At 45.8% G+C, this 12,234-nt stretch carries 12 protein-coding genes and 1 pseudogene; 12 read left to right on the top strand and 1 reads right to left on the bottom strand.

Annotation, left to right across the window (positions count from 1 at the left end; genetic code table 11):
- The first annotated feature begins 388 nt into the window (after nt 1-388).
- The 7 genes from ACVC9U_RS12840 (at nt 389) to spxA (ending at nt 7,355) form a co-directional block, all read left to right on the top strand.
- The gene (locus tag ACVC9U_RS12840) at nt 389-2,014 is read left to right on the top strand and encodes a peptide ABC transporter substrate-binding protein (protein ID WP_145653403.1); all 1,626 of its coding nucleotides are present in this window, start codon (nt 389-391) and stop codon (nt 2,012-2,014) included.
- Nucleotides 2,015-2,109: 95 nt separating this feature from the next.
- Nucleotides 2,110-3,045 (top strand): ABC transporter permease, encoded by a 936-nt coding sequence (locus tag ACVC9U_RS12835; protein ID WP_075753424.1) that lies wholly within the window; start codon nt 2,110-2,112, stop codon nt 3,043-3,045.
- A gap of 4 nt (nt 3,046-3,049) precedes the next feature.
- Nucleotides 3,050-3,967, top strand: a complete 918-nt coding sequence (locus ACVC9U_RS12830; protein ID WP_075753422.1) for an ABC transporter permease — start codon at nt 3,050-3,052, stop codon at nt 3,965-3,967.
- Between the two features lie 13 nt (nt 3,968-3,980).
- Nucleotides 3,981-5,048, top strand: coding sequence for an ABC transporter ATP-binding protein (locus ACVC9U_RS12825; RefSeq protein WP_075753420.1), 1,068 nt, complete (start codon nt 3,981-3,983; stop codon nt 5,046-5,048).
- A gap of 1 nt (nt 5,049) precedes the next feature.
- A complete protein-coding gene (locus ACVC9U_RS12820) occupies nt 5,050-5,973 on the top strand; it encodes an ABC transporter ATP-binding protein (protein ID WP_075753418.1) in 924 nt (307 codons plus the stop codon).
- A 230-nt stretch (nt 5,974-6,203) separates the two neighbouring features.
- Nucleotides 6,204-6,782 (top strand): GNAT family N-acetyltransferase, encoded by a 579-nt coding sequence (locus ACVC9U_RS12815; RefSeq protein WP_075753416.1) that lies wholly within the window; start codon nt 6,204-6,206, stop codon nt 6,780-6,782.
- Nucleotides 6,783-6,959: 177 nt separating this feature from the next.
- Nucleotides 6,960-7,355: a transcriptional regulator SpxA gene (gene spxA / locus ACVC9U_RS12810; RefSeq protein WP_003180621.1), complete on the top strand. Its 396-nt coding sequence runs from the start codon at nt 6,960-6,962 to the stop codon at nt 7,353-7,355.
- Between the two features lie 30 nt (nt 7,356-7,385).
- On the opposite strand, the gene ACVC9U_RS12805 is transcribed toward spxA, so the two are convergent.
- On the bottom strand, nt 7,386-8,048 hold the full coding sequence (locus ACVC9U_RS12805; protein ID WP_075753414.1) for a TerC family protein: 663 nt from the start codon (nt 8,046-8,048) through the stop codon (nt 7,386-7,388).
- A gap of 179 nt (nt 8,049-8,227) precedes the next feature.
- On the opposite strand from ACVC9U_RS12805, the pseudogene ACVC9U_RS12800 reads away from it, so the two are divergent.
- From ACVC9U_RS12800 to ACVC9U_RS12780, 5 genes and pseudogenes are all read left to right on the top strand, one after another.
- A pseudogene (locus ACVC9U_RS12800) lies at nt 8,228-8,353 on the top strand (hypothetical protein).
- A complete protein-coding gene (mecA, locus tag ACVC9U_RS12795; RefSeq protein ID WP_441391114.1) occupies nt 8,335-8,973 on the top strand; it encodes an adaptor protein MecA in 639 nt (212 codons plus the stop codon). Before ACVC9U_RS12800 ends, mecA begins: the two are co-directional and overlap by 19 nt.
- Nucleotides 8,974-9,130: 157 nt before the next feature.
- A complete protein-coding gene (locus ACVC9U_RS12790) occupies nt 9,131-10,147 on the top strand; it encodes a tripartite tricarboxylate transporter substrate binding protein (RefSeq protein WP_075753480.1) in 1,017 nt (338 codons plus the stop codon).
- Nucleotides 10,148-10,247: 100 nt separating this feature from the next.
- Nucleotides 10,248-10,703: a tripartite tricarboxylate transporter TctB family protein gene (locus ACVC9U_RS12785; RefSeq protein WP_075753410.1), complete on the top strand. Its 456-nt coding sequence runs from the start codon at nt 10,248-10,250 to the stop codon at nt 10,701-10,703.
- Nucleotides 10,704-10,725: 22 nt separating this feature from the next.
- A complete protein-coding gene (locus ACVC9U_RS12780; RefSeq protein ID WP_441391112.1) occupies nt 10,726-12,231 on the top strand; it encodes a tripartite tricarboxylate transporter permease in 1,506 nt (501 codons plus the stop codon).
- Nucleotides 12,232-12,234 lie beyond the last annotated feature (3 nt).

The raw sequence follows: 12,234 nt of genomic DNA, 5'->3' as shown, positions 1-12,234 counted from the left end.
GGCTGAATAAAGTTGGCGCGGCATCGTGCGGTTCGATATAAAGAATGGTTAATGTTATACGTGTAAAACGTTTTAACCTGTAAAACATAAACTTTCCTTTGTGGTTACGCTTTAAAACAGAGAAGTGTATTTGTACATTTGGCAGAAAACCTGACAATCATAAATAGTTTGAATAAAAAAATAATTGAAAATTAATATTGCAATAAATTATTCTATTAATTATAATGAATTTGTTCACCTCGGTGTTACAGGTTTCTTACATAACAAATATTCAGAAAAGACGAAACAGAGGAAAAAGTATGGCAAGTGGGCCTATTACTTTTTTATGATAAATCTGAATGTTCAGGAGTAAGGAACTAAAAAAACAAGAAATTGGGGGGGTTTCTCTTTGAAGAAGCGTTTGTCATTTATCAGTTTAATGCTCATTTTCACACTCGTCCTCAGCGCCTGCGGCTTCGGCTCAAGCTCCGGTGACGGCGGTAAAAAAGACAGCAAAGGGAAAGACACATTAAATGTCAACATTAAAACAGAACCGTTTTCACTACATCCGGGACTCGCAAACGATTCGGTGTCTGCAAACGTGCTTCGTCAGACTTTTGAAGGATTGACGACAATCGGTAAAGATGGAAAGCCGGTTGAAGCGGCAGCCGAAAAAATCGAAGTCAGCGACGACCAAAAAACATACACATTCACGCTCCGCGACGCGAAATGGTCAAATGGAGATCCTGTGACAGCAGAGGATTTTGAATACGCATGGAAATGGGCGCTCGACCCTAAAAACGAATCGCAATATGCGTATCAGCTTTACTACTTAAAAGGCGGGGAAGCAGCGAACACCGGCAAAGGGAAAATTGAAGATGTCGGCGTTAAAGCTGTTAATGATAAGACTTTAAAAGTCGAGCTTGAAAAACCGACACCGTATTTTACTGAACTGACAGCATTCTACACATATATGCCAGTCAATAAAAAGGTAGCAGAGAAGAATGCGAAATGGTACACAAACGCAGACGAAAACTACGTATCTAACGGACCTTTCAAAATGGCGAAATGGAAGCACGGCGGAAACATCGTACTGGAGAAAAACGACCAGTACTGGGATAAAGACGCTGTTAAGCTGAAGAAAATCAATATGGCGATGGTCAACGATCCGAACACGGGTCTGAACATGTACAAAAAAGGCGAGCTTGACTTTGTAGGACAGCCGCTTGACCAGATTTCAACGGATGCGATTCCAAGCCTGAAAAAAGAAGGCCTGAACATTGATCCGTTCGCATCGGTTTACCTGTACAAATTCAACACTGAAGCGGCTCCGCTGAACAATGTCAACATCCGTAAGGCGCTGACATACGCGATCAACCGCGAAGCGATCGTCAAAAACATCACGCAAGCGGAACAGCTGCCTGCGATGGGATTAGTGCCGCCGGCAGTCCACGGCTTTGAGTCAAATAAAGGCTATTTCAAAGACCATGATGTCGATAAGGCGAAAGAATACTTGGAAAAAGGCTTGAAAGAGCTCGGTTTGAAAAAAGCATCAGACCTTCCAAAGATCACGCTTTCCTTCAACACGGATGAAGCGCACCAAAAAGTCGCTCAAGCCGTTCAGGAAATGTGGAACAAGGAACTGGGCGTAGATGTCGAATTAGGCAATGAAGAATGGAATGTATACATCGATAAGCTCCATGCCGGAAACTATCAAATCGGCCGTTTAGGCTGGACCGCAGACTTTAACGACGGGATGAACTTCCTTGAAACATACCGCGACAAAGAAGGCGGAAACAATGATACGAACTGGGAAAACGCAAAGTATAAAGAGCTGCTGAATAAAGCATCGAGAGAAACTGATTCAGCGAAACGCATCGAGCTGATGAAAGAAGCAGAAAGCATCATCATGGATGAGCTGCCGGTCGCACCGATCTACTTCTACACAATGCCGTATCTTCATGATGAAAGCTTAAAAGACTTTGTTCTGACTGGTACTGGTGAGATCTATTTCAAAACCGCGCATTTTGAATAAAATTGCATGAAAGTATATGGGGCTTAGACTTTCCCCCCATATACTTTTATTTATGAAAAGAAGTTAATAGACTGAATATTCGGAGGTGTGTAAAATTGATTAAATTTTTAGGCCGTCGTCTTGTTTATATGTTAATTTCTCTCTGGGTTATCGTCACAGCTACTTTCTTCCTGATGAGAGCGATACCGGGCGGACCCTTTTCAGGCGAGAGGAAACTTCCCCCTGCAATTGAAGCCAGTCTCAATTCCTACTATGGTTTAGACCAGCCTCTTTTTAAACAATATCTCGATTATTTAGTATCGGTAGCAAAGTGGGATTTCGGGCCGTCATTTAAATATAAGGGACAAACTGTGAACGACTTGATCAGCTCAGGTTTTCCGATTTCTTTTACACTCGGATTGGAAGCGATCTGCCTCGCCTTGGCATTTGGAGTTTTGTTCGGTGTGATCGCCGCGCTGAAGCGAAACAAGTGGCAGGACTACACAGCGATGATCATTGCGGTTGTCGGGATCTCTGTGCCGAACTTCATCATGGCCGCACTTCTCCAATACGTGCTGGCAATGAAGCTGGGCGTGTTCCCTGTCGCACAATGGGAGTCATGGGGACACACTGTCCTTCCTGCAATCGCTGTTTCCTCGATGCCGATGGCGTTTATCGCCCGTTTGACGCGTTCGAGCATGCTTGAAGTGCTGAGCAGCGACTATATCCGCACGGCGCGTGCAAAAGGTTTGAGCACATCGGCCGTTACGTTTAAGCATGCGATACGAAATGCCATCATGCCGGTTGTTACATATATGGGGCCAATGGCGGCGTCCATTTTGACAGGAACGTTTGTCGTCGAAAAAGTATTCGGTATACCGGGACTCGGCATGCACTTTGTCACCAGCATTACGAACCGAGACTATACGGTGATCATGGGTGTTACCGTCTTCTTCGGGGCAATTCTTTTGCTTTGCGTCTTGATTGTCGATCTTTTATACGGCTTAATTGATCCGCGCATTAAACTGTTTGGCGCTAAGAAAGGGGAGTAATAGGATGCAGCAAATACCAAAAGACATGTTTGAACCTGCAGCTGTTGACCATAGCGAAGCCGAAAAGATCTCAAAGAAAAACCTTTCTTTTTGGACAGACGTATTCTTGAGATTTAAAGAAAATAAGCTGGCGCTGTTTGGACTGGTGGTTCTGATCCTGATCGCTCTGATGGCTATCTTTGCGCCGGTATTCTCAAGCTTTCAATATGAAGAAACTGATTTAACGAATGCGAACCAGCCGCCGAGCGGTGAGCACTGGTTTGGAACAGATGACCTTGGAAGGGACGTATTCGTCCGTACATGGGTCGGCGCACGAATCTCGCTGACAATCGGACTGGCTGCCGCGCTGATCGACGTTTTGATCGGTGTGATATGGGGTGCGGTTTCCGGCATCAGAGGCGGACGTACAGATGAAATTATGATGAGAATTGCAGATATTTTATGGGCGATTCCTTCCTTATTAATGACGATCCTGCTGCTCGTAGTGATGGGAAAAGGCTTGATCACGATGATCGTGGCGATGGTTATTACGGGATGGATCAACATGGCGAGAATCGTCCGTGGACAAGTACTCCAGCTTAAAAATCAGGAGTTTGTGCTCGCCTCAAGAACTTTGGGAGCGAAAAACTCGCGCATCATCAGAAAGCACTTGCTGCCCAACATCATGAGCCCGATCTTGGTCACCATGACATTAACCGTGCCTACGGCTATTTTCTATGAAGCGTTTTTAAGCTACCTCGGCCTCGGGGTTCCGCAGCCGCTTGCAAGCTGGGGAACGATGGCTACAGACGGTGTGCAGGGATTGGAGTATTATCCGTGGCGCCTGTTCTTCCCGGCTACTTTTATCTGTCTGACCATGTTTGCATTCAACGTTATCGGCGACGGACTGCGCGACGCTTTAGATCCGAAGCTGCGTAAATAAAGGAGTGAGAAAGATGAAACACTTACTTGAAGTGAAAGATTTAGCCATTTCTTTTAAAACATACGCCGGAGAAGTACAGGCGATCCGCGGCGTCAACTTTCATGTTGACAAAGGAGAGACGCTTGCGATCGTCGGAGAATCAGGATCAGGTAAAAGCGTCACTTCGCAGGCGATTATGAAACTGATTCCGATGCCGCCGGGCTATTTCAAAAACGGACAAATTTTATTTGACGGACAAGACCTGGTTCCGAAAACGGAAAAAGAAATGCAGTCAATCAGGGGAAAAGAGATCGGCATGATCTTTCAGGATCCGATGACTTCTTTGAACCCGACGATGAAAGTCGGCCGTCAAATCACAGAAGTGCTGTTTAAGCATGAAAAGATCTCAAAAGAAGAGGCCAATAAGCGGGCAGTAGAGCTTCTCAGCCTGGTTGGAATTCCGATGCCTGAACGCCGCGTCAACCAGTATCCGCACGAATTCAGCGGCGGGATGCGGCAGCGCGTCGTCATCGCGATGGCGCTTGCGGCCAATCCAAAGCTTTTAATCGCGGACGAACCGACGACGGCTCTTGATGTGACGATTCAGGCGCAGATTTTAGAGCTGATGAAAGAACTGCAGAAAAAGATCGAGACATCCATCATTTTTATTACGCACGATCTCGGTGTTGTCGCGAATGTCGCAGACAGAGTCGCCGTCATGTACGCGGGACAAATTGTGGAGATCGGTACGGTCGACGAGATTTTCTACAATCCGAAGCATCCGTATACATGGGGGCTGTTGGCATCAATGCCGAGCCTTGACAACGACGGTGATGAAGAATTAATGGCGATACCGGGATCTCCGCCTGATTTGACCAATCCGCCGAAGGGCGATGCCTTTGCATTAAGAAGCCCGTACGCAATGAAAATCGATTTTGAACAAGAACCGCCGATGTTTAAAATATCTGATACACATTACGTGAAGTCATGGCTTTTGCACCCGGACGCTCCAAAAGTCGAGCCGCCGGCGGCTGTCAAAAGCAAGATGAAGGAGTTTAAAAATCAGTATGAAAAACCGGTTCAAGTGAAAGAAGGTGAATGATGTGGCAGAAAAACTGCTCGAAATCAAGAATTTAAAACAGCACTTTTCAACACCGAAAGGGATTGTGAAAGCTGTTGACGGAATCTCTTTTGACATTTACAAAGGAGAAACGCTCGGTCTTGTCGGTGAATCCGGCTGCGGAAAGTCGACGACCGGCCGTTCGATTATTCGTTTGTATCAAGCGACTTCCGGAGAAGTCTTGTTTAAGGGAAAGAATGTCCACGACAAAAAATCTGCCAAGGACCTTCTCGAATTCAACCGGAAGATGCAGATGATTTTTCAGGACCCGTATGCTTCCTTGAACCCGCGGATGACGGTTGCCGACATCATCGCAGAAGGAATTGACATCCACGGTTTGGCCAAAACGAAAAAAGAGCGGCTTGAGCGCGTTCATGAACTCCTCAAACTCGTCGGCTTAAATAAAGAGCACGCGAACCGCTATCCGCACGAATTTTCCGGCGGACAGCGCCAGCGGATCGGAATCGCAAGGGCGCTTGCGGTCGAGCCGGAATTCATCATTGCCGATGAACCGATCTCCGCTCTGGACGTGTCCATTCAAGCGCAAGTCGTCAATTTAATGAAGGATTTGCAAAAGGAAAGAGGGCTTACATACCTTTTCATCGCTCACGATCTGTCGATGGTCAAATATATCAGCGACAGGATCGGCGTCATGTATTTCGGGAAGCTTGTTGAATTGGCGCCGGCAGATGAACTGTATGAAAATCCGCTTCATCCGTATACACAATCATTGCTTTCCGCCATTCCGCTGCCTGATCCGGATTATGAGCGCACGCGCGTGCGGAAGACGTATGATCCAAGCGTCCATCAGCTGAAAGGCGACGAACAGATGGAGCTCCGCGAAGTAAAGCCCGGCCATTTCGTCATGTGCACAGAGGAAGAATTTAAAGTCTATCAATCCAAATAAAAAAAGCAGGAAGACAGCCGTCACAAGGCTGTCTTTTTTTAATGCCGAACAACCGCCGGCAATTTTTTGAGAAAAAATTTGAAACCTTCGCGGTAGACAACCGTCTTAGTATATGTAGGTAACATGCTCAGCTTCACTGAAGCTCCTTTCTAAAAAAGATTTTGTTTAAACTAAAAAGAAAGCGGGTATATCTAAAGTGTGAAATTAGAACATCCATAAGGAGCAAATCAATGAACTGGTATGAGAAGCTTAGCGAGTATTTCCCAATAGAAGAAATGAAATCAAAAGAGCACATGGAAGCATTGTTAAAGGAACAAAACGATATTTACCATAAAGAAGAAGGCCGTCATCATGTGTTGATGTACGCCGAATTCGACTCTTTTATTTTCATCGACTATTTATTCGTTTCTAAAGACGCGCGAGGACAGGGACTGGGTTCCAAGCTGATTGAAAAGCTGAAAAAGAAAAACAAACCGATCCTCCTCGAAGTCGAGCCCGTGGATGAAGATGATGCTGATACGGCGAAGCGTCTTAAATTTTATCAAAAAGAAAACTTTAAACACGCTGAGTCGATTGGTTACCGCCGCCGGTCACTCGCAACCGGCAAAGTGAACAAAATGGAGATTTTGTATTGGTCTCCAAAATCAAACACGGAGAAAGAAGTGTTTGACGCGATGAAAGAAACGTACGAAAAAATCCATACATACAAAGATGAGAAGTGGTATGGAGAATCTTATGAAGATGTGGATGACGTCCTTAAGATTGTTGACGATCATAAACAAAAGAACATTTTCGATGAATTGAGCTAAATGAGAATAACAGATGGCATAAAAAAGCAAAAGTCGCTGGATTGTCAAAAAATTTCTGTTACAGACTGTTCACACTTACTTTTTTATAGTATAATACTCAATAAAGATTACTTTTTTAGATTTATTTCAATTTAAGAATACGCTAATTTCATTCTACTTTTTAAGGAGTGAAGCAATATGGTTACATTATATACATCCCCAAGCTGCACGTCTTGCAGAAAGGCGCGCGCATGGTTAGAAGAACACGATATTCCGTATACGGAAAGAAATATTTTTTCAGAGCCTTTATCAATTGATGAAATAAAAGAGATTTTACGAATGACGGAGGATGGAACAGACGAAATTATTTCAACCCGTTCCAAAGTGTTCCAAAAACTGAACGTCAACCTTGAAACAATGCCGCTTCAAGAGCTGTACCAGCTCATCAATGAACATCCGGGGCTTTTGCGCCGTCCGATCATCATTGACGAAAAGCGCCTGCAGGTTGGATACAACGAAGACGAAATCCGCCGCTTCCTGCCGCGCAAAGTGCGCACATTCCAGCTTCGTGAAGCGCAGCGTCTCGCAAACTAAAAGAAGGCTGAATTTTTCAGCCTTCTTTTTTTAATGCTTTTCACTCGTCTGTTCATAATAAATACTGGCTAAAATCACAAAAATCACCGTCAGGACGGGCAGCAGCATTTCGAGGGTGCTGTGCTGCGCCATAAAGGAAGACAACTCCCGCTCCCTGACGATCATTTCGCCGCCGGTATAAGCGAGCAGTCCGCTTCCCGCGTATATGAAGAGCGGAAACTTTGCAAGGGCCGCTTGAATCAGCCTGCTGCCCCAAATAATGACCGGGACGGAGACCATCAGGCCGACAACGACTAGCATCAGGCGTCCGTGCGAAGCTCCAGCGACCGCAATCACATTATCAAGCGACATGAACAAATCGGCAATCACGATGATGCGGATCGCCTTAAATAAAGATGTCCCGCCTTTGACATGCTGGGCATCTTTTTTCTCAATCAAAAGCTGATATCCTAAGTACAACAGGAAGATTCCTCCGATAAATTGCAGATAAGGAACCGCGAGCAGGTACACTGCTGCCATTGTTAGCGCGATTCTCATCATGATGGCGATCAATGTGCCGATGATGATCGCTTTTTGCCTTTGCCGGGGAGGCAAATGACGGCTTGCCATTGCAATCACAACAGCGTTGTCGCCGCCAAGTATGAGATCGATTCCGATGATCACAAGGAACGACATCAGTATATCGTGTTCCATCAACTGGCACCTCGCTTTGCCTTTGCATCGGGACTTGCCTAAAAAGGCGCCCGCATCTACAGCTGCTGCTTGTACAACTAATATATGAAGCAGGCCGGAAAATATGTTAGCTTGACCTTGGAGGCGTTTTTATTTCTTTTCCGCCTTTTTTATCATAAAATAGAAAATAAAGATTGATCATGGATAAGGTTAAGAAGTGGACGTAATGGGTAAAGTGTAGTAAAGTACAATTAATTGGGAGCTTAGTTATCCCTTCAACATCTTACAAAGAAGGGAAGGTTGGCAAATGGAAATCGAAAGAATAAACGAACACACGGTTAAGTTTTATATTTCCTACGGGGATATCGAAGACCGCGGGTTTGACAGAGAAGAAATTTGGTACAATCGAGAACGCAGTGAAGAGCTTTTTTGGGAAATGATGGACGAAGTGCACGAAGAAGAAGAGTTTGCCGTTGAAGGCCCCCTTTGGATTCAAGTGCAGGCCCTTGATAAGGGATTGGAAATCATTGTGACAAGAGCTCAGCTGTCCAAAGACGGACAAAAGCTGGAACTGCCGATTCCTGAAGATAAAAAACAGCATGTAGCAGAAGAAAGCCTTGATGCTTTGCTTGACGACTTTCAAAAAGAAGAGCAGGCAGAAGAGCAGAAACTGCAGTTTGTTTTAAAATTTGACGATTTTGAGGATTTAATCTCACTGTCAAAAATGTCTGTCAGCGGTTGCCAAACGACATTGTACTCTCATGAAAACCGCTATTATTTATTCGTGGATTTCAATGAACTGCCTGATGAAGAGGTGGAAAACCAGCTGAGCATTCTGCTGGAGTATGCCTCAGAATCAAAGACGACGATTCATATGCTGAAAGAGTATGGAACACTGATTGCAGCGGATCATGCTCTTCATACAATAAAAAAGCACTTCGCATAAAAAAGCCGGTTTCTTTTGAAGCCGGCTTTAACCTTCTCCGTTACGGGGAAGGTTTTTTGTGAACTTTATGAACAAAAAGAATATTATGCAGTTAAACTGTGCACGAAAAGTCGAGGAAGCTATGATGAAAGCGATTACAATGAAGGGGGAGCACAACATGACAAAGAGGGGTAGATGTTACGGCTTTACAATTTTACTTGTGTTTGCGCTGATTTTGGGAGGATGCGGCGGAAACACAGCTTCAAATAAAGCCGCGAACGAAAAAGACTTTAAACCTTCGAAAGCAATCGAGGTCGTTGCGCCTGCCGGAGCCGGCGGGGGATGGGATACAACGGCCAGAACGATCTCGAAAATCTTAGGTGAAGAAAAATTGATTGAAAAGATGGCTGTCGTCAACAAACCGGGCGGCGGTGGAGCGTCCGGATGGTCGTATGTCCACCGCAAAAAAGGTGATAACCATACATTGTTTGTTACATCACCGCCGATTTTGTTCGTGCCTTTAAACGGACAATCCCAGTACGGCCACAACGATTTTACGCCAATTGCAAGCGTGATTGCCGATTACGGAGCGTTTGTCGTTCATAAAGATTCGCCTTATCAGTCGATGACAGACCTTGTGGATGCGCTGAAAAAAGATCCGAAAAAAGCCTCTATTGTAGGGACATCTTCTCCGGGAAGCATGGACCATATGCAATTTGTCAGCGCTGTTCAAAAGGCTGGCGTTGATGCGAAAGAGCTGAAATACATTACGGCGCAAGACGGCGCCGGGATGAGCATGCTGCTCGGTAAAAAAGCCGACGTCTACTCGACAGGTGTCGGTGAAGCGGCCGAACAGGCGCGCGCCGGAAAAGTCAGAGTGCTGGCCATCACCGCTCCCGAGCGCATGAAAGGAGATACCGTCAAAGATTTTCCGACCTTAAAAGAGCAGGGAATCGATGATGAATTTACGGTCTGGAGAGGATTTATGGGACCTCCGGGAATGAGCGAGTCCGCCGTAAAATACTATGAGGAAAAAATCAAAGAGATGATGGAAAAAGACAGCTGGAAATCGATTCGGGACAGCTATGGATGGACGGATAACTTTATGGGCCATCAAGAATTCAAAGACTATCTTGACGCTCAATATAAAGAAATGGAAGCGCTCCTTGATGATATCGGATTGGGTGGCAAATAAAATGGTCTCCGCGCGGTTGCCGGTACGGGAAAGCCTTAAAAGCTTTGCCCGGCACAGCCGGCGACCGGCAAGCTGAAATCGAGAAAGGCTGGTGTAAACCATGAGAATCACAAACCGGGCCGTTTCTGTCATCATTTTGGCTGTGGCAGCCATTTACCTGGCGCTCAGCTTTAATTTAGACAGCTATCCGTACGCGGTGATCGATGCGGACGTGCTGCCGAAAAGTTTAGGCATATTGCTTCTCATTTTGGGTATATTTCTGTTTTTTGAAAAAGATCAAAAAGATACAACGGTGAAAAAGCTGTTTCAGCTGAAGAAAAAAGATGTCAAGGTCATGATGCTCTGTGTTGCTTCTCTGTTGATCTACATTTCGATTTTGGAATTCATCGGATTTTTGCTTTCTACGGTATTGCTGCTGGTCGTTTTGCCTGCGGTGTTGGGATATCGGAATTGGAAAACGGCTGCGATCATTTCACTGGTTTTCAGCAGCACAATTTATTTTTCATTCAATTATGTGCTCAACATCATGCTTCCGCAGGGGGTTATGCCTTTTTAATCGAACATAAGGAGGGAAGTGCATGTTAGATAGTATATTATACGGGTTTCAGGTGGCGCTGACTCCGCAGAATATCATGTTCGCTTTTATCGGGGTGCTGATCGGGACAGTTATCGGGATGCTGCCCGGGCTCGGGCCGATTACCGCGATTGCCATTATGATCCCGTTAAGTTATGGAATGGACCCGGCCTCCGCGTTAATTTTGATGGCGGGCGTCTATTACGGAGCGGTCTTTGGCGGTTCGACGTCATCGATTCTGTTAAATGCCCCCGGAGTAGCAGGCACTGTCGCGACATCGTTTGACGGCTATCCGATGGCAAAGCATGGGAAAGCGGGAAAAGCCCTTGCTATCGCTGCAATCTGCTCTTTCGCAGGCGGAACGATCACCGTAGTTGCGCTGATGCTCGTCGCGCCAGCAATGGCAAACATTGCGGTGACATTTGGACCGACAGAATATTTTGCATTGATGATGCTCGGCCTGGTAGCAATTTCGAGCCTTTCCGAAGGATCGACAGTCAAGGCGCTGATTTCTGCGACATTTGGTTTTATGACAGCTACCATCGGAATTGATCCGCAGACGGGGACCGAACGGTTTACATTCGGTGCGGCAAGCCTTCTGGAAGGCATCGATTTTCTGATCGTGGCTCTCGGTTTGTTTGCACTTGCTGAAGTTGCGTTCTTAATCAAGACGCGGAACAAGCCGATGACGGAGGGAGCGTCTCAGGTCGGCAGCCTGAAGGTGACGAAAGGCGAAATGAAAGAGATTTCGGGACCGATCGCAAGGCATTCGGTCATCGGATTTTTGCTCGGCATCCTGCCCGGTGCAGGGGCGACGATTGCATCATTTATTTCTTATATTACAGAGAAAAGAATCTCAAAACATCCTGAAACGTTTGGCAAGGGAAATATTAAAGGGGTCGCAGCACCTGAGACTTCAAACAATGCGGCAACGAGCGGCGCATTCGTCCCCCTTCTGACACTCGGGATTCCCGGATCAGGGACAACGGCCGTCCTGCTCGGCGCCCTTTTGGTCGTCGGCGTTCAGCCGGGGCCGCTCATGCTGACGGATCATCCCGACGTGTTCTGGGGCGTGATCGCAAGCATGTATATCGGCAATTTATTTCTGCTAATTTTAAATTTGCCGTTAATTCCTTTCTTGTCAAAAATTCTTCTGATTCCGAAGCAGCTTTTGATTTCGCTCATATTTGTTTTCTGCCTGATCGGCGTCTATGCTGTGACATTTAATGTCGTACATCTTTATATTCTGGTGTTCTTCGGCATCCTCGGGTATTTTATGAGAGTGCTGTCTTTTCCGGCGGCTCCGTTTATTTTAGCTTTTATTCTCGGAAGTTTGATGGAAGAATCATTCAGACAAGCGATGACGCTGTCATCAGGAAGCCTGTCCGTGTTTTTTGAAAGTCCCGTCACAATCGGTTTATTGATTACGGCGCTTTTGTCGCTCATCGTGCCGCCGATTTCCCGGGCAATGAAGAACAGAAATAAAAAGTCGATCGATTTGGAAGGCTGAGCT

The sequence above is a fragment of the Bacillus sp. GM2 genome, from assembly GCF_056155945.1.
The sequence above is the reverse complement of the archived record's forward strand: the minus strand, read 5'-3'. Positions and strand labels throughout refer to the sequence as shown.